The following is a 17690-nucleotide window of genomic DNA, read 5'->3' as shown; positions in this document are numbered from 1 at the left end:
GTCAATAACAAATTATGAACAACTCTTGATTGAATTTAAACATTTAGAGAATTTTTCACAAGTTTTAGGGCGTTAGTTAATATTATGTGTCTATTTTTGAAAATATCTTGCAAAAATTAAATCATAAAACAATAATTGAGTGGAGATAACTTTCAGAAATTTACAGATATGAGATAAGGCGGCTTTGATATTATCAGGCGGCTATGTATAAATTTAACCACAAAGGAGTAAAATTTTATGTAACAAAAATATTTTTTGTTTTCAGGTCAGGGCTCACAGTATGTAGGAATGGCTAAGGAGCTTTGCGAAAAGTATGATGCTGCAAATGCGGTTTTCGACACAGCGGAAAAGGTGCTGGGATATGACCTGAGAGCGGTAACATTTGACGGCCCTGATACTGAGCTTAACAAAACTGTAAATTCACAGCCTGCTATAATGGCTTGCTCGCTTGCCGCTTTTGAAGCCGCAAAGGCTGAGGGCATCACATTTGACGGCGTAGCAGGTCACTCACTGGGCGAATATGCTGCTATGGTAGCCGCAGGTGTTGTAACTATTGAGGACGGCTTCAAGCTCATCAAGGCGAGAGCGGCTGCAATGCAGAAAGCCGCAGAGGCTAACAGTGGCTCAATGTATGCTATAATCGGTCTGCCTGCTGAAGAGGTCGAGAAGATATGCGAGGAAACAGAGGCTATGTTGTTCCTGTAAACTACAACTCGGCCGTTCAGACTGTTATCGCTGGCGATACAGAGGCTTGCGAGGCGGCTGCGGCAAAGTTTTCGGAGATGAAGAAAAAGGCTATAAAACTCAATGTTGCGTCTGCTTTCCACTCAAAGCTCATGCAGAGTGCGGCTGATGAATTTATTGAAACTGCAAAGACAGTTGAGTTCAAGACTGCAAACGTTGATTTCTACTCGAACGTTCTTGGAACAAAGCTTGAAGATTTCTCAGATATGCCTGATATGCTTGCCAAGCACATCGTTTCACCCGTTAAGTTCACTTCTGAGCTTGCAGAAATGGAAAAGGCAGGCTATGAGAACTTTATCGAGCTTGGTCCTAACAAGGTGCTTACGGGTCTTGTAAAGAAAACTCTCAAGGGCAAGAACGCTGTGAACATTGAGAACAATGCCACAATGGAAAAGGCTCTTGCTTCTCTGAGCTAAAATATCGAGGGGAGAAAAATGAAAAAGGCTATGAAAAGGGCTTTGCTGTTGGCATTGGCGGCGGCAATGCTTGTTTGTCTGAGTGCCTGTGGAAAATGTGCGTGGGAGACAAAGATAAACGGCAAGGATATACAGATACCATGCACTCTGGACGATATTGGCGAGGAATATGAATACACGCTGGATTATCCTTTTTCGGGAAACTCAAACGGCAAGGGGATATTCTCGGTGGCGCTTATGCAGGACGGCAGTATAATAGGCACTGTTAAGGTAGAAGCGGACAGTGTTGACAATATTGACAGGAAGTCGAAGATACGTCAGATAAGTGCGGCGCAAAGCAGTTCCGATAAAAAGGGAATGAGCATTGCAGGGGTAAAATGCGGTGATGACAAGACGGAAGTCAAAAAAGTTTTCGGCGAGCCTGACAGTCCTGACGCAGACGCATGGAAATACAAGAAAAGGGGCTTTTTGGCGACTTTCTTTTTTGATGATGACGACAAGGTGACAATGCTGAGCATATCAGACATTGATGATGAAGATACCTGATAAAAGGCGGTGTATAAAATGAAACGCAATGACTACATATCATGGGACGAATATTTTATGGGCATTTCACTGCTATCTGCACAGAGGAGCAAGGATTCTCACACGCAGGTAGGGGCGTGCATAGTTTCTCAGGACAACAAGATATTGTCAGTAGGCTACAACGGTATGCCTACCGGGTGTTCTGATGATGAGATGCCGTGGGACAGGAACGGAGAGTTTCTTGACACGAAATATCCATTTGTGTGTCATGCCGAGCTTAACGCCATTCTCAACCATGCGGCAGGAAGCTTACAGAATGCCAAGATATATGTTTCACTTTTTCCATGCAACGAATGTGCAAAGGCTATCATTCAAAGCGGCATAAAGGAAGTCGTTTACTGGGAGGACAAATACGCTGACACTGACGGAGTTAGGGCTTCAAAGAAAATGTTTGAGCTGACGGGGGTAAAGATACGCAGGTATGTGCCTACTAATAGGGAGATAACTATTAGGTTGTAGGAACGTTCGCCCCTACGGATATACATTATTAATATTCGGAAATTTTTATAAAGAAGGAATGTAAAATGTCAAGAAAATACGCTATACTTGGGGAAACGCTTAAACACACTATGTCGCCCCCTATTCACGCCAGGCTTTTTGAGCTGAAAGGACGTGAGTTTGAGTATGAGATACTTGAGGTAAAGCCCGAGGAGCTTAAGGACAAGGCGGAGTATCTTAATTCTCTTAACGGCTACAACATCACTATTCCACACAAAATAGGCATTATCGACTACACTGATGAGCTTGACCAGTCGGCAAAGCGTTATCACTCTGTGAACTGCGTTGACAACAAAAACGGCAGGCACGTTGGTTACAACACTGACTGCGACGGCTTTCTCAGAACTGTTCGTGCAATGAATATCGACTTCACAGGAAAGATACTGCTTATAGGCTGCGGCGGAGTAGGCAGAATGATGGCGATTGAGGCGGCTCTTGCCGGGGCTGACCTTTACATTGCGGTACTGAAAAGCGATATGCCTTTGGCTAAGCAGGTAGAGAAAGAGATAAAGGCTATGAGGCCTGACGCTAGGATAACTATTGTTCTAAACACTGAGATACCGACTGACGTTCACTACGAGCTGCTTATGAACGCTTGCCCCGTGGGAATGTATCCTAAGACAAACGCCTGCCCTGTTCCTGATGAAGTTATAAATGCGAGCGGTGCGGTATTTGACGTTATATACAATCCTCGTGAGACTTTGCTCATGCAGAAAGCCAAGGCTATGGGCAAGAACGCTGTCGGAGGCATGGCAATGCTTGTTTGGCAGGCGGTTTCCGCTCACGAGATATGGGACGGTGACGAATACACAGACGAGGAAGTTCAGTCTATCATAGACGAAATGGAGATCGCTGTGGAGAAGGATTTTAAGTAAAATACATTATAATAAGGATAGTAAATATGAGACCAATTTTTTTGTGCGGCTTTATGGGCTGCGGAAAATCTACTGTGGGAAAGATCTTGGCGAAAAAAATGGGCTGTCAGTGCGTTGACCTTGACAAGTATATCGAAGATACGGCAGGAATGAGCATACCTGAAATATTCGACAAATACGGTGAGGAGCATTTCAGAAAGCTTGAAACCGAGGCTCTTGCAGCATTTGCTGACATTGGCGGCGTTGTTGCAACCGGCGGCGGAGCATTGCTTTCGGAGGAGAACGGCAAGGTGGCTAAAAGATCGGGCATGGTGGTCTTTATCGACACATATTTCAACACCTGCTACGGACGCATAAAAAACGACCCTAACAGGCCTATCGCTTACAACTCCACCAGAGAACAGCTTTCAGAGCGGTTTGATTATCGAGGCCTTTATATCTTGCCCACTCACACTATGTCATAAGCGGTGGTTATCCGCCTATCGTCATCGCTTCTAAGATACAAAAGCTTTACAAGAGATTTGATTTCGGGCAGGACTGATTCAGTTCTTCCCTGCAGGCTCGACCTTCATGCCCCCTGTTTTCGGGCTTATCGCAAACCATGTGAGCCTTAAGCTTATGCCCGTTTATCTTGCATTTTTCTTCATACTTCTGCTTGTGATGATGTCAAAAACGGAAAAGCTTTGTCATAATAAATAGTACGGCTTGTGCAAACAGTACCAAATTATTTGTATCTTGGATAATCAAAAATAGCTATTTATAACGAATAATCCAAAAAGCCTGCAAGCACTGATAAAAAATGTTGAAAATCCTCCCGATATGTTGTATACTTATGGTATGAAAACGTTATATTAAACTGCAATATGACAGAAGGGAGTTGCAAATGGACATACAGAAAACCGTGCTTGTCGTTGACGACAGCACAACGAACCGATCTATACTTTGCGACATACTACATTCTGACTATACTGTGATCCAAGCAGAAAATGGCATACAGGCTCTTACAATGCTAAAAAAACAGGATAAAAAAGTTGACGCTATAATACTGGATATCATAATGCCCGAAATGGACGGATATGAGTTCATGGATAAAATAAAGCATGATAAAACCTTATCTCAGATACCTGTTATTATTCTAACAGAAAAATCAGACAGAGACACTGAAAAGAAGGTGCTTGAAAGCGGTGCGTGGGACTTTGTTCCAAAGCCTTATGACGCTGAGATTATAAAGCTAAGGCTCAAAAACGTTATCGCAAGAAGTCAGGTATCGCTGCTCAAAGAGCTTAATAACGTTATGAACTACGACCCTCTTACGGAGATATATTCAAAGAATAAATTTTTCAGTGCGTCAAGGGCACTTCTTAAGGCTAATCCTGACAAGCAGTTCGCTTTTCTAAGACTAGATATCGACCGTTTCAAGCTTATAAATTCATTTTTCGGCACTGCGTATGGAGACAGACTGCTAAAGCATGTTGCAAAACGTATAAGAGATTTTGCAAAAACAACGGAATGCTGTACCTTTGGTAGGATAGACGCTGACGTTTTCGGTATCTTCACCCCTTATCAGGGCAAGGAAGAAACAGTAAAGCAGATAGAGCAGGCTGTTGAAAACATGAAAAAACTGTCCGCAAGCTATAACATCATGATCGTTTACGGCGTTTATGTGGTGACTGACAGAAGCCTGCCAATATCCTTCATGTGCGACCGTGCCGCTCTTGCCGCTAAAACTGTAAAAGGGCATTATATGAAAAGCTATGCTTTTTATGATGACAAAATGCGGCTTTCTATTGAAAATGAGCAGAATATAATAAATGAAATGAGCGACGCTCTTGAAAACCACGAGTTTGTGCCTTACTATCAGCCTAAGTATGATGTAAAGACAAACAAGCCTGTGGGTGCGGAGGCTCTTGCAAGGTGGATACACCCTACCAAGGGATTTATCTCACCTGGTGTGTTTATCCCGATATTTGAAAAGAACGGCTTTATCTCAAAGCTTGATTTCTACATATGGGAATGCGTATGCAAACAGCTCAAGGAATGGAAAGACAGCGGAGTTTCGCTCTTCCCTGTTTCTGTAAACGTTTCAAGGGTAAACCTTTACAACCCTAATCTTTCAAAAATAATAATCGAACTTACGAAAAAGTATGACGTTGACCCTAAGTATTTCAACATCGAGATAACGGAAAGCGTTTATACTGACGACAATGTAATGATAGATGATATCACTAGCCAGCTCAGAAATAATGGCTTTACTATCCTCATGGACGATTTTGGCAGTGGCTATTCTTCCCTGAACGTACTCAAAGATGTTCAGGTGGATATGCTAAAAATGGACATGATGTTCATGTTCAAGGCAAAGTATGACGGCCGTGCAGAAACTATAATTTCTTCTGTTATCAGAATGGCCAAATGGCTCAATATCCTCGTTATAGCGGAAGGCGTTGACAGAGCGGAGCAGGTAGAATTTCTGAAAAGCGTAGGCTGTGACTACATTCAGGGTTTCTATTATTCAAAGCCTTTGCCTGCGGCAGACTATGAAAAGCTTATTTCAGATCAGGAGGAACAGCCTGTGCCTGAGAACGGGACGTCGGTAAACGACCTGCTGTGGGGCAAGGGCGGAGGATTGCTGGCATATATCGACAGCATCGACCAGCCTGCTACGATATATGAATGTTTTCCGGACGGCACAGTGGTAATGGTATGTTCAAACAAGGCGTTTTCACAAAAATACGGCTATGACAGCAGTGTGTACGGCAAACTCAATGTTATGAACTGCATTGACAGCGAATGCAAAGAGAAATTCACAAGCACTGTGAACAAGGCAATAGAGAGCAAGGACAGAGCAGAATGTGTTCTCAGTATGCACGAGATAAACGGCAAGAAGCACTGGTTCAAGACGCATTTACGATTTATCAGCGAAACAGGTGTAAGCTCTGTGCTTATAGCGTATTTCACGGACGTGACCGACATGGTGTTGACGGATAAACGCATAAACGACTATAAGAACTATATCCAAAACGAAATAGACCGAAAGCACAAGATCCTTATTGTAAGCAACAACAGCGACGCACGCTGTCAGCTCGAAGAGATACTTTCTCAGGAAAATACTGTTTTCACTGCAGAAACCATTCAGGAAGGGAAAAAGCTTCTTCTTAACGAGGATATCGACCTTATTTATTTTGACATACAGCTTATTTCCAAGGACGACGAATTTCCTCTTGACATTGATGAGAGAAGACTCCCCGTTATTGCTATAACCCAGGCTCATGGCGTACTTAAAGGCATGACAAAATTGAAGAACAGAGTTTCAGACTTTGTTATGAAGCCGTATATAGATGAGCTGGTACGTCTGAGAACGAACAATCTTTTAAAGATCAATATTTCAGGCAGTGCAAACGAAAAATATTTTAGCCGAACGAAATGATCTGAAAAAGTCCTCTGGGATAAGTGGGGGGCTTTTTCTCTTATTAAGCTGTCAGCTTTATTGACAAAATATACACTATCTGATATCATATAGGTATGAATGCTGAAAGCGAGGGAGAAAAAATGTATCTTGACAAGTGGCGTGTGGCAATAAGAAATTTGAAAAATTCGCTTTTTTCATATCCAAACACGGCTCAAAGCTGTTTCCCTGACCCTATCACGGACGACACAGTGTTTTACTGCGTTCAAGGTCTTGTATATGGCAGTCAAAAGTTCCCTGACGGAAAATTCATACGCAGTTCTCCTGTGACCTCGGTATACTCCGAGGACGGAAAGCTTTTTGCCAAAACAATAAACAACATTTATGAGCTTAAAACGCCAAGCGATTATTTTGACTGCGATATCGCTGAAAATGCCGCACAAAAAACAGGAAGCAGTGAGCTTGCTGAAACAGCTAAAATGCAGAGAGAAAAGCTCACGGCACAGCTTGATAAATTTTTCACGATCTGCCAGAGGCTTTGTGATAATGAACAGGCTGACGTTGCAAATGAGTTACCTGAAGATACTCTTGTTATATGCTATTACGGCACTGACCCACATGGAAACAAGATGTTCTACAAAAAGGAAGATATGGTAGTGCCTGTTTTTGCATATGTGACCGTTGGGCTGGTCATTGATTCTGTGGGGCTTGCGGAAAGCGAGGAAAAGCTGGAATCATGGGATACGCTGGGGAGATATTATATTGACAGCGAGCTTATGGAGTTTTATGACTGTGACACGAAAAACCTTATTTTCTGCAATTTGACGAACTCTCCTATATATGTCACAATTTACGAAAGCTCCGCTGCTATGCTCTGTATGCCGAACACGGCTAAGATAGCTTCAAGAAAAGTAAAAGAAAAATAAAACTTTTATCCGTCTGAGATCTCAGGCGGATTTTTTTATTGCACAATATAGAAAAGAACGTGAAAATTAATAGAATGTTAAACTTTTAACGTGCCATAGCAATTGAATAATCGTCGAAAGTGTAGTATAATTTTCTTATATAGTTGCTTTTTGATGTAAAATAATATATTTAACTATTTTTTGTATCGTGAGGAAAAGATCATGGAAATTTTAAAACAGCGTATTCTTAAGGACGGAGTAGTAAAGGAAGGAAACGTTCTCAAAGTCGATAAATTCCTTAACCACCAAATGGACGTCAAGCTTTTCAACGATATCGGCGAGGAGTTTGCAAAGAGATTTGCAGGAACAGGCGTAAACAAGATACTCACTATCGAGTCATCCGGTATCGGCATTGCCTGCATTGCGGCACAGCATTTTAACAACTGCCCTGTTATTTTTGCAAAGAAAACTCTCAGCAAAAACCTTGACGGCGAAATGTTCGTTACTCAAGTAAAGTCCTACACAAAGGGCGTTACATATGACGTAATGGTATCTGAAAAATATCTCGGCAAGGGCGACAAGGTGCTTATCATAGACGATTTTCTTGCTAACGGCTGTGCTCTTATGGGGCTTATAGATATCGTAAAGCAGTCCGGGGCTGAGCTTGCAGGAGCAGGTATCGTTATCGAAAAGGGCTTCCAAGTTGGCGGAAAGACTATCCGTGACATGGGCGTAAAGCTCGAATCTCTTGCTATCGTTGACTCTATGGACAACGGCACTATCACTTTCAGGGACTAACGCACAAAGCGTTACCAATAAATATTTTATGGAGGAAGATCAAACATGAAGGTAAGACGTATTCTTGCGCTCGTTCTTTCTGCGGCTCTTGCTGTAACAGCTCTTACAGCTTGTACATCTGCTAAGGACGAAGCATCACAGAAGTCAGCTGACAATCAGACGGCAACTCTCAGCTATGACACTGTAAAGATCGGTGTTATACACATCGGCAACCCTGCCGATGGTTCAGGCTACACATATGCTCACGATCAGGGTATCGTTGGTATGCAGAAGGAGCTTGGACTTAAAGACGATCAGATCGTAAGAAAGAACAACGTATCAGACAGCGACCCTGCTGCTACAGAAACAGCTATCCGTGAGTGCATCGAGGAAGGCTGCAACATCATCTTCGGCACAAGCTGGGGCTATATGGACAAAATGGAATCCCTTGCAGAAGAATATCCTGACGTTTATTTCTGCCACGGCACAGGCTACAAGAACAACGGCAAGAACCTTAACAACTATTTCGGAAGAATTTATCAGGCAAGATATCTCACAGGTATCGTTGCAGGTATGAAAACAGAGTCAAACCTTATCGGTTACGTTTCCGCTATGGGCAGCGAGAACTCTGAGTGCACAGGCGGTATCGACGCTTTCGCAATGGGCGTTTATTCTGTAAATCCTGACGCTAAGGTATATGTAAAGGTAACAAACAGCTGGTATTCACCAACAGAGGAAACAAACGCTGCAAAGGCTCTTCTTTCTGAGGGCTGCGACGTTATCGCTCAGCACTGCGACACACCTAACCCACAGCTCGAGGCTGAAAGCGCAGGCAAGTGGGGCGTAGGCTACAACACAGATATGTCTAAGGACGCTCCTAAGGCTACACTTACTTCAACTCTTTGGAACTGGTCTGCATATTACACATATCAGGTAAAGCAGATCGTAGATGGCAACTGGAAGTGCGAGAACTACTACGGCGGCATGGCTGACGGTCTTGTAGACATCGCTCCTCTGAACAAGGATCTCTGCACAGAGGATATGCAGAAGGCTGTTGACGAGGCTAAGGCTAAGCTTGAGGACGGTTCATTCAACGTATTTGACGGCGTTATCGAAACAAACGACGGCAAAACAGTTGGCGAAGAGGGCAAAACTCTTGACGACGCTACTATCACAGGCGGAATCAACTGGTACTTCAAGAACGTTGAGGTCAAGTAATAAGGCTTAACAGCTTAACAAAACATTTATACAGGCGGTGCAGGTTGCCGCCTGTTTTGTTAATGATATGAGCATACGGCAGCAGGTAATTCTGCTGTCGGTTTCTGATGACATTAGCAAATCTAAGGAAGTTCATAAAAAGGAGCTGAAAGTATGAGTGAAGAAATATCTGCTGAGATCGCTGTAAAATGCAGCGGTATAACAAAAGTTTTCGGAAGCGTGGTTGCAAACGACGGCATTGATCTTGAAGTAAAATACGGTGAGATACTTGCACTGCTGGGCGAAAACGGATCAGGAAAGACCACGTTGATGAATATGCTTTCGGGTATCTATCACCCTGACAAGGGCAATATCTACATTGCCGGCAAGCCTGAGGCGATAAATTCACCTATGGATTCTATCGAACTTGGCATAGGCATGATACATCAGCACTTCAAGCTTGTGGAGGTGTTCTCCGCCGCAGACAACATTGTGGCAGGCACAAAGGGCAAGCTTAAGAGCAAGGGCGCTGTGAGAGATGAGATAAAAAAGATATCTGAACAGCTTGGTCTTGAAGTTGACCCTGACAAAAAGGTATACAATATGTCCGTCAGCGAAAAGCAGACAGTTGAGATTCTGAAAGTGCTTTACAGGGGTGCTAAAATACTTATTCTTGACGAGCCTACGGCGGTTCTTACTCCGCAGGAAACTGAAAAGCTTTTCAATATCCTGAGAAAAATGAAAGCTCAGGGTTGTGCTATCATTATCATCACCCACAAGCTGGGCGAGGTAATGGATATATCTGACAGAGTTACCATACTGCGAAAGGGCAAGAGCGTTGAAACTGTAAACACTGCCGAGAGCAGTGAAAAACAGCTCACTGAGCTTATGGTGGGCAAGGCGGTGGAGCTTTCAATAGAAAGACCTGAACCTGTGAACGTAAAGCCGATACTTAACGTAGTCGATCTGACGGTAAAGAACTCTGAGGGAAGCATTGCTCTCGATGACGTAAGCTTTGTTATAAACAGGGGCGAGATACTTGGTGTGGCAGGCATTGCAGGAAGCGGTCAGAAAGAGCTTTGCGAGACTATCGCAGGGCTTCAGAAGATAGAAAAGGGAGCAGTGCTTTACAACAAGGAGAACATCATAGGCAAGACACCTAAGGAGATAATAAATCTCGGCATAAGCATGAGCTTTATCCCTGAGGACAGACTTGGAATGGGTCTTATCGCTTCGGTGGGTATGACGGACAATATGCTTCTTAAAACATACAAGCAGGGCAAGCTTTGCTTTGTAGACAGAAAGCCTGCTAAGGCGCTTTCAAAGGAGCTTATAGAAAAGCTTGAAATAAAAACTCCGTCCACGGAGCTTCCTGTAAGAATGCTTTCGGGCGGAAACGTTCAGAAGGTCCTGCTTGGACGAGAGATACACAGTGAGCCTGACCTGCTCATAACCGCATATCCTGTTCGTGGACTTGACATCAACTCATCATATCTTATATACTCGCTTCTTAACGAGCAGAAGAAAAAGAACACGGCTGTGCTTTTCATAGGCGAGGATCTTGACGTTCTTCTGGAGCTTTGCGACAGGATAATGGTGCTTTGTCACGGCAAGATAACAGGTATTTGTGACGCCAAAAAAGTCACAAAGGAACAGGTAGGCATGATGATGACAGGCTCGACAATGGAGGAGGTGCTGGGCATTGGCTGATATTATAAAAAAAGAGCCTCTTATAAGAATAGCCAAGCGTGCTGAACGCTCAAACAAGCAAAAGCTTATCATAAGGCTTCTGTCGGTGCTTCTGGCTATTTGTGCAGGCGGAATATTCATTCTTATTCTTGGCAAAGATCCGTTTTCATACTATGTGAAAATGGTAAAGGGCGCTTTTATCGGCAAGAACGCCGCAAGCCCTTTTATGCCGTTCAAAGAGACCATAAAGATAATGATACCGCTTCTTATATCTTCTCTTGGCATTACGCTTGCGTTTAAAATGAAGTTTTGGAATATCGGTGCAGAGGGTCAGATAATAATGGGCGGAGTTTTCGCTTCATACTTTGCACTGTATCATTACGATATGCCTCACTATCTGCTTTTCATTGTAATGTTTATTGCGGCGATGATAGGCGGAGGACTGTATGGCATTATCCCTGCATTTTTCAAGGCAAAATTCGACACAAACGAAACTTTGCTCACCCTTATGCTCAACTATATCGCACTTTACGTTATAGACTGGCTCACGAAGGGCGCATGGCAGGATCCTGAGTCAAAGGGATATCCTAAGATAGCAAGATTTGACCTTAACGCATGGCTTGACTCGCTAGGCGGTGTGCAGATAGGCTGGGTGATAGGTCTGGTGCTTGTGGTATTGGTATTTATCTATCTTAAATACACAAAGCAGGGCTACGAGATAACTGTAGTATCAGACAGCCACGCAACTGCAAGATATGCAGGCATGAGCCTAGCAAGATAATGATAAGAACTATGTTTTTGAGCGGCGCTATCTGCGGTATCGCAGGAATGGTGCAGGCTTGCGGAACAGAACACACACTTTCCACATCTGTTGCAGGCGGAGTAGGCTTCACGGCTATCATAGTTGCATGGCTTGCAAATCTCAATCCATTCGGCATACTTGTGGTGTCATTCTTATTCGCAGTCCTTGAAAAGGGCAGTACTGTGGTATCGTCTGAATTTGTTCTTTCACCTTACTGCTCGGACGTTTTGCAGGGAATAATCCTGTTCTTCGTGCTTGGCTGTGAGTTCTTCATCAGATACAGATTTGTAACAAGAGGAGGCAGGAAAAATGACTAGACTTATTTCATTCCTTGCCCATGCAGTATATATGGGTACTCCTCTGCTTTTCGGCACAGTAGGAGAGATACAGAACGAAAAGGCAGGACACCTTAACCTTGGCGTTGAGGGAACAATGGCAATGGGCGCTTGCGCAGGCTTTATGGTAGCATACAAGACAGGAAGCCTTTGGCTTTCCATACTTGCGGCATTTCTTATGGGTGTGCTTGTTTCCCTTATCTATGCTTTTCTTACCATAACAATGATGGCAAACCAAAACGTAACAGGTCTTACACTGACTATATTCGGCACAGGACTTTCAAACTTCATAGGCGAGCAGATGATATCCGCTTCACCTACAGGCAACCTCAAACTGCCTGACGGAGTGATGAGCAGTCTGAAAAACATTGACATACCGCTTCTTAGCAAGATACCTGTTCTTGGAGAGGTACTTTTCTCACAGAACATTTTCACATATCTGAGCATTGTTATCGCTGTGATAATGTTTATCTATCTGAAAAAGACAAAAGTGGGTCTTAATCTTAGAACTATCGGAGAGAATCCTGCCGTTGCGGACGCTGTGGGAATAAACGTTGTGAAATACAAATACATAAACGTTCTTATCGGCGGAGGAATATGCGGAATAGGCGGAGCGTTCTGCTCAATGGTAATAAACGGCGGTGTTTGGATGGCAAACAGCGTGAACGGTCTTGGCTGGATAGCTGTAGCGCTTGTTATCTTCGCTGTATGGAATCCTGCAAGGGCTATTTACGGAGCGTATATTTTCGGCGCATTCATGGTGCTGAAATACTACTTCCCGAAAAACCTCGGCTTCACTGTTCCTGAGTCATTCTTTGATATGCTCCCATATCTTGTAACGGCTCTTGTTCTTATCATCACTTCTGTGAAAAAATCAAGAGAGCGTTCACAGCCACAATCCTGCGGTATAAATTATTTCCGTGAGGAGAGATAGGATATTGAAGCTTGGCATTGTTTTCAAAGTGTAAAATAATTCTCAAGCCCTGAGAAAGCGGGCTGTCGAGAGCGCCAGCCCCTACAATATATTACAGATAATACCTAAAGCAACATATTTAAAAGCTCTGCGTTTTGCAGGGCTTTTATTTTGCCCTAGTGACAAAATGCAGAAGATGTGATATAATCAGATAAAAAGGGGTGAGAGAATGCTCAATATATACGAAAAATGCCAACAGCCTAGGTTTTTCACCTGCGGCTGTCTTGAGAATAGCGGTGGTTTTCTGCACATCAGGAGAACGCTTAACTGTGATGTGCTTATTTTGTGACAGAGGGGACGCTTTTTATCACAATGAACGACACCGATCTTGCCGTGTGTCCGGGAGAATATGTCCTCCTGCCCTCCGGCACAGAACATTGGGGCACAAAGCCATGCGCAGGCAGGCTTTCATATATGTGGGTACACTTCTCTGCTCCGAAAACCCGTGGGGAAAGCTGTCCTGAGAGCGGCTTTGCATACCTTATCCCTGAACATTTCACCGCCGCAGACCCTGGACGTGTGAGCATCATTTTCAGACAACTTCTTGACTATCAGCGACAGGAAAGGCTTTACACTAAAATGCTCCCTGTCTGCACACTTTCAATGCTTCTTATGGAGATAACACAGCAATATCTTGCCGCCGGGAATGAACATGAGATATCCCCAAAGATATACAACATCTGCCAATGGATAAGATCGAACTGTCAGAAAAAGCTCACGGCAGAGATGATAGCACGGCATTTTCACTACAACGCTGAATATCTTTCCCTTATCTTCAAGAGGGAAACAGGCTGTACGCTTATAAAATATCTCAGCCGCACTAGAATAGACATTGCCAAAAGGCTTCTTGAAACGGAGGGCATAAGTATAAAGGAAACCGCCTATTCAAGCGGTTTTTCTGACGAAAAATACTTTATGAGGACTTTTCGCAAGCTTGAGGGCATGACGCCTATGCAATATCGTGAGGCATTTAGGAAAAGGAATATAAACAGTAAATAAAAGAAGCGATACCACACGGCTTTTTGTGCGGTATCGCCTTTATTTTATATTAACTAAAGGTTGATAAAACAAGTGAGCGGACACTGGTTGCACCTACAGGAGGTTTTATAAAAACTTACTTCTTCTCAGAGAAATAAACTGTGTATTCCTCGTCCATAACGTCGTAAAGTGGCTTGAATGTGATGTTATATTCCTGTCCCTTTGTGATATACTCGTTCTGCTTCCATGGGAATGTGCTGTAGGTGTGTTCTATCTGTGGCTCGAAAATATCGGCAGGCTTTGAGTAGTCGCCGTGTAGACCGCAGTCACAGCCTGTTATGCCTGCAAGAACTATCGGCCCGTCAACTGCTGCCGCAAGGTATGGCATATCTTCAAGACGCTCCATTCTTATTTCTGACGGGAAGAAAAGACCAACTGTGTCGTTCTGCCACTCCCCTGCTAGCTTTATATAGCCGTTTGCGATCTCAGCCTTTACTGCATTGCCGTTCACTGTCACTTCAGGCTCACCGCTTACCCATTCAGGCAGGCGAAGCTTCAGAACAAAAGCTGTCTTTTCTTCACAGCTTACTGTAAACTTCATTGACCAGCGTGCCATTGTGAAGTCAGAATGTTCGTCAAAGAAAGTCTGGCTGTTGTAGTTTTTCATATCAGTTGTCTGCTCAATATGAACAGGCTTGTCTGATACTGTGATATCAGCCTTTGAAGGTATATACTGGCTGACAATAACGCCCTCACTGTCTGTAAAATAGACAAGGTCAGGATAAAGAGTCTGAGCCTGCACCATTGTTCCGTGACAGCACCAGAAATCGTGGGTCTTGCTGCCCCATTTTTTCTTTGAGCCGTGTTTAAGAGGCAGGAAATATGTTGGCATACCGGTAGAAGCGTTCTGCTGTGCAAGGAAGCCGTTATAAAGGCAACGCTCGATATAATCTGCATACTTTGTGTCACCTGTCCACTTGAAGAGGTAGTCGGCAGTTCTTACGAGGTTGTATACAGTGCAAAACTCCTGATCTGACGCACCAAGGAAATGACCCTGCTGATGAGGCGGCACCCAGAACTCACCTGAGTTTGCACCGCTTGTGGCGTATGTTCCACGGTCTGTGACAGCGCACTTGAAAAATCTCTCTGTGCGCGTTTTCCACTTTTCATCCCCTGTTATCTCATACATTCTTGCCGCACCATGAGAAAGCGGGATACCTGCGTTTGCGTGGTCGTTTGTGAGAGCGTCGCCGCCCTTATCAAGAGTATCAAAAACGCAGTTTCCGCTGTAGCGTTCGGCAAGCTTCATATACTTTTCGTCTTTTGTTATGCCGTAAAGGTCAGCCCAAACTTCTAGCATACCGCCCTGCTCGCCCTTATAGATGGCGTCGGGTGAACGTTTCAGCATCTCGTCTGTCCAATGAACATACCAATCTGCAAGCTTGCCCACAACGTCAAGAGCCTGCTCATTGCCTGTGTATTTATACACGTCAGTAAGACCCATGACAGTTTTGTGCATTACATACTGAGGCGACCACACATACTGACCTCTTGCCATCAAATCGAAATACTTTTCAGGGATAGAGCCTATCCACTCGCCGCCATTGAGCTTCTGACAGCGTGCAAGCTCGCTTATTATCTTATCAAGCTTTGCTTTAAGCTCAATATCCTCATTTGAAGCGCAATAAGCTGCCGCCGCAGACAGCCAATGACCTAGAAAATGACCTCTCAACTGGCAGGTAGGAGCTTCCCAGCCCCAGTGGAGCTTTGCTCCTGCAGGATCGTCCACCACCTGAAGCCCCGGCATTACAACGCCTGCTTCCAGGTAGAAATTCTGCAAAAGGCAAGTGGAGTCAAGCTCAAAAAGATAGTTTCTGTTAAGGTCGGCTCTTTCACGAAAAAGTCCTGAAAGAAGCGACACATTATGTCTGTTCACTTTATCAAGCATAGAAGATACCTCCGAAATTTTATTTTTTCTATACTTGATTATAACAGCAAACCGCATATCTTTCAAGTGGACAAAACCCGAGATTTTATGGACAAAGCTTAGGTGTTCATAGTCCAATTACGATACAAAAAAAGCGGGCGACCACAGGTCGCCCCTACGCTTTGTTATGTTATGATAAACCGTTTTTACTTTGCCTTTGCCGAAGCCACAAAAGATTTGAGCTCCTCCTCAGGCATATAGCCGACAGTTGAAGCAACTACCTTGCCATGTTTCACAACAAAAAGGGCAGGTATGCTCGAGATACCGAAAGCGGATGCAAGCTCGTTTTCCTCGTCAACGTTGACCTTCCCCACCTTTACAGAACTGTCCTCATCAGAATACTTATCCACCAGCGGTGAAAGCATTTTGCACGGACCGCACCATGCTGCCCAGAAGTCAAGCAGGACAGGCTTTTCCGAGTGCATTACTTCGTTTTCAAAATTTTCCTTTGTTATGACCTTTACAGACATTTTTCACAGCTCCTTTTCTAGTCCTTGCTTTTGTAATAGAGCATACAATGGCAGAAGCCCTCAAAATTCGGGTCGGCTATCTGCTCACGGAACTCTTTGCACATACACTTGTTTTCCTCTGTGCGCTGTATCCTGCACGGACAATAGCCACCTGTGCGTTTAAGCCCCTCTTTTATGCTCTTTACCATTTCTTTATCATCATTAAGACGTACCATTACTACCTATCCTTTGCAGATATGTTTAAATTATTCCTTGACAAATGCCTTTACAATCTCGCCGATATACTGATAGTGATAATCCTTGTCAGAATACCATTTCTCATCGTTTTCAGTATCAACAAAGCACTCAGGCTTCATCTCCTGAACATAAGCCTTTTTGCACACAAGCACCATATCAGCTTCCGCAAAAGCTGTTACCTCCACGCCGTTTTCAGACACGAACACAGGGGTCAGACCTGTTTCCTTTGCCTTGTCGCAGTCACGTCCACTATGTGAGCCACAGAATGAAAGTGCCTTTTTATAGTCCTCTTTGAAAAAGCTTATGGTGAAATATTCTGCCTTGTCGATAAATTCCTTTGTATATCTCTGTGGTCTTATAACTGTGGTGAAGGTGTTCTTTCCCCACATAACGCCTGCAAAGCCCCAAGAAGCTGTCATTGTGTTCCAGCCACTCTCGTCGCCTGCTGTTACAAGAAACCACTCCTTGCCTATCTTTTTGTATGGATTGAAGTCAATAGCGTCAAGCTTTTCTGTTACCTCTTTGAAACCGTTGAAACTGCTCATTTTCATTACCGCCTTTCAGTATTATGTCAGACTTATCATACTTATTGTACACCAATATCGTATAGAAAACGTCTGAGTATATTATATATCATTTCTTATGAAATTGCAACCCCTTGAAAGCCCTGAAATATTGTACAAAAATCGTTAAACAGGGCTTTTTTGTGTTGCTTTTTTTGAAGAATAGTGATATAATTGAATTAAGTATTTGTAAAGCTGTTTTTGTGTTTTTGGTTTAGCTGTTTTATTTTATGCCGTTACAATACTTGATATGTAT

Annotated in this window: 18 protein-coding genes and 1 pseudogene; 15 read left to right on the top strand and 4 right to left on the bottom strand. The window is 43.6% G+C overall.

The window, feature by feature from the left end:
- Window positions 1–255: 255 nt before the first annotated feature.
- The 15 genes and pseudogenes from DW793_RS15445 to DW793_RS11355 all read left to right on the top strand — a co-directional run bounded on the left by DW793_RS15445 (window position 256) and on the right by DW793_RS11355 (window position 14198).
- The gene (locus DW793_RS15445; protein ID WP_252969861.1) at window positions 256–705 is read left to right on the top strand and encodes an ACP S-malonyltransferase; all 450 of its coding nucleotides are present in this window, start codon (window positions 256–258) and stop codon (window positions 703–705) included.
- Entirely contained in the window at window positions 672–1160 is a 489-nt protein-coding gene (locus DW793_RS15440; protein WP_252969860.1) for an ACP S-malonyltransferase, read from the top strand. The genes DW793_RS15445 and DW793_RS15440 overlap by 34 nt, the downstream gene beginning before the upstream one ends.
- Before the next feature lie 18 nt (window positions 1161–1178).
- Window positions 1179–1706 carry a hypothetical protein gene (locus DW793_RS11410; protein ID WP_118158190.1) on the top strand — a complete coding sequence of 176 codons (528 nt, stop codon included), beginning with the start codon at window positions 1179–1181 and terminating at the stop codon, window positions 1704–1706.
- 18 nt (window positions 1707–1724) lie between these two features.
- Complete coding sequence (locus DW793_RS11405; protein WP_117956949.1) at window positions 1725–2204, top strand: deoxycytidylate deaminase; 480 nt, start codon at window positions 1725–1727, stop codon at window positions 2202–2204.
- 65 nt (window positions 2205–2269) lie between these two features.
- Window positions 2270–3118: a shikimate dehydrogenase family protein gene (locus DW793_RS11400; RefSeq protein ID WP_118158189.1), complete on the top strand. Its 849-nt coding sequence runs from the start codon at window positions 2270–2272 to the stop codon at window positions 3116–3118.
- A gap of 26 nt (window positions 3119–3144) precedes the next feature.
- Window positions 3145–3582, top strand: coding sequence for a shikimate kinase (locus DW793_RS11395; RefSeq protein WP_252969859.1), 438 nt, complete (start codon window positions 3145–3147; stop codon window positions 3580–3582).
- Between the two features lie 106 nt (window positions 3583–3688).
- Window positions 3689–3817, top strand: coding sequence for a hypothetical protein (locus DW793_RS15705; RefSeq protein ID WP_279287067.1), 129 nt, complete (start codon window positions 3689–3691; stop codon window positions 3815–3817).
- A 184-nt stretch (window positions 3818–4001) separates the two neighbouring features.
- Window positions 4002–6542, top strand: coding sequence for an EAL domain-containing protein (locus DW793_RS11390; protein ID WP_118158188.1), 2541 nt, complete (start codon window positions 4002–4004; stop codon window positions 6540–6542).
- Window positions 6543–6664: 122 nt separating this feature from the next.
- Entirely contained in the window at window positions 6665–7447 is a 783-nt protein-coding gene (locus DW793_RS11385; RefSeq protein WP_117877003.1) for a hypothetical protein, read from the top strand.
- A gap of 201 nt (window positions 7448–7648) precedes the next feature.
- Entirely contained in the window at window positions 7649–8224 is a 576-nt protein-coding gene (locus DW793_RS11380) for a xanthine phosphoribosyltransferase (RefSeq protein WP_022288138.1), read from the top strand.
- Window positions 8225–8269: 45 nt separating this feature from the next.
- Window positions 8270–9421: a BMP family ABC transporter substrate-binding protein gene (locus tag DW793_RS11375; protein WP_117877001.1), complete on the top strand. Its 1152-nt coding sequence runs from the start codon at window positions 8270–8272 to the stop codon at window positions 9419–9421.
- 153 nt (window positions 9422–9574) lie between these two features.
- A complete protein-coding gene (locus tag DW793_RS11370; protein ID WP_022288140.1) occupies window positions 9575–11110 on the top strand; it encodes an ABC transporter ATP-binding protein in 1536 nt (511 codons plus the stop codon).
- 160 nt (window positions 11111–11270) lie between these two features.
- Window positions 11271–12208, top strand: a pseudogene (locus tag DW793_RS11365) (ABC transporter permease).
- Entirely contained in the window at window positions 12201–13160 is a 960-nt protein-coding gene (locus DW793_RS11360) for an ABC transporter permease (protein WP_118158187.1), read from the top strand. Before DW793_RS11365 ends, DW793_RS11360 begins: the two are co-directional and overlap by 8 nt.
- Before the next feature lie 351 nt (window positions 13161–13511).
- Window positions 13512–14198: a helix-turn-helix transcriptional regulator gene (locus DW793_RS11355; protein WP_147342198.1), complete on the top strand. Its 687-nt coding sequence runs from the start codon at window positions 13512–13514 to the stop codon at window positions 14196–14198.
- Window positions 14199–14313: 115 nt separating this feature from the next.
- Here the strand turns inward: DW793_RS11355 and DW793_RS11350 are convergent, their stop codons facing one another.
- From DW793_RS11350 to DW793_RS11335, 4 genes are all read right to left on the bottom strand, one after another.
- Window positions 14314–16125, bottom strand: coding sequence for a beta-L-arabinofuranosidase domain-containing protein (locus tag DW793_RS11350; RefSeq protein ID WP_118158185.1), 1812 nt, complete (start codon window positions 16123–16125; stop codon window positions 14314–14316).
- Between the two features lie 185 nt (window positions 16126–16310).
- The gene (gene trxA, locus DW793_RS11345; RefSeq protein WP_117876991.1) at window positions 16311–16634 is read right to left on the bottom strand and encodes a thioredoxin; all 324 of its coding nucleotides are present in this window, start codon (window positions 16632–16634) and stop codon (window positions 16311–16313) included.
- A gap of 17 nt (window positions 16635–16651) precedes the next feature.
- The gene (locus DW793_RS11340; protein ID WP_022288146.1) at window positions 16652–16849 is read right to left on the bottom strand and encodes a ferredoxin-thioredoxin reductase catalytic domain-containing protein; all 198 of its coding nucleotides are present in this window, start codon (window positions 16847–16849) and stop codon (window positions 16652–16654) included.
- Between the two features lie 30 nt (window positions 16850–16879).
- A complete protein-coding gene (locus DW793_RS11335; protein WP_117876989.1) occupies window positions 16880–17416 on the bottom strand; it encodes a flavin reductase in 537 nt (178 codons plus the stop codon).
- Window positions 17417–17690 lie beyond the last annotated feature (274 nt).

It is taken from the genome of Ruminococcus sp. AM31-15AC, from assembly GCF_003462045.1.
In the GTDB taxonomy this organism is placed as follows: Bacteria; Bacillota; Clostridia; order Oscillospirales; family Ruminococcaceae; genus Hominimerdicola; species Hominimerdicola aceti.
This window is presented reverse-complemented; position numbering and strand designations above follow the sequence as displayed.

Bases quoted from the DNA above. Each gene is read 5' to 3' on its own strand.
- DW793_RS11335 (WP_117876989.1), bottom strand. From the start codon at position 17,416: ATGAGCAGTTTCAACGGTTTCAAAGAGGTAACAGAAAAGCTTGACGCT.
- DW793_RS11395 (WP_252969859.1), top strand. From the start codon at position 3,145: ATGAGACCAATTTTTTTGTGCGGCTTTATGGGCTGCGGAAAATCTACT.
- DW793_RS11390 (WP_118158188.1), top strand. From the start codon at position 4,002: ATGGACATACAGAAAACCGTGCTTGTCGTTGACGACAGCACAACGAAC.
- DW793_RS11370 (WP_022288140.1), top strand. From the start codon at position 9,575: ATGAGTGAAGAAATATCTGCTGAGATCGCTGTAAAATGCAGCGGTATA.
- DW793_RS11410 (WP_118158190.1), top strand. From the start codon at position 1,179: ATGAAAAAGGCTATGAAAAGGGCTTTGCTGTTGGCATTGGCGGCGGCA.
- DW793_RS11380 (WP_022288138.1), top strand. From the start codon at position 7,649: ATGGAAATTTTAAAACAGCGTATTCTTAAGGACGGAGTAGTAAAGGAA.
- DW793_RS11400 (WP_118158189.1), top strand. From the start codon at position 2,270: ATGTCAAGAAAATACGCTATACTTGGGGAAACGCTTAAACACACTATG.
- DW793_RS15705 (WP_279287067.1), top strand. From the start codon at position 3,689: ATGCCCCCTGTTTTCGGGCTTATCGCAAACCATGTGAGCCTTAAGCTT.
- DW793_RS11405 (WP_117956949.1), top strand. From the start codon at position 1,725: ATGAAACGCAATGACTACATATCATGGGACGAATATTTTATGGGCATT.
- DW793_RS11360 (WP_118158187.1), top strand. From the start codon at position 12,201: ATGACTAGACTTATTTCATTCCTTGCCCATGCAGTATATATGGGTACT.
- DW793_RS11340 (WP_022288146.1), bottom strand. From the start codon at position 16,849: ATGGTACGTCTTAATGATGATAAAGAAATGGTAAAGAGCATAAAAGAG.
- DW793_RS15440 (WP_252969860.1), top strand. From the start codon at position 672: ATGCGAGGAAACAGAGGCTATGTTGTTCCTGTAAACTACAACTCGGCC.
- trxA (WP_117876991.1), bottom strand. From the start codon at position 16,634: ATGTCTGTAAAGGTCATAACAAAGGAAAATTTTGAAAACGAAGTAATG.
- DW793_RS11355 (WP_147342198.1), top strand. From the start codon at position 13,512: ATGAACGACACCGATCTTGCCGTGTGTCCGGGAGAATATGTCCTCCTG.
- DW793_RS11350 (WP_118158185.1), bottom strand. From the start codon at position 16,125: ATGCTTGATAAAGTGAACAGACATAATGTGTCGCTTCTTTCAGGACTT.
- DW793_RS11385 (WP_117877003.1), top strand. From the start codon at position 6,665: ATGTATCTTGACAAGTGGCGTGTGGCAATAAGAAATTTGAAAAATTCG.
- DW793_RS11375 (WP_117877001.1), top strand. From the start codon at position 8,270: ATGAAGGTAAGACGTATTCTTGCGCTCGTTCTTTCTGCGGCTCTTGCT.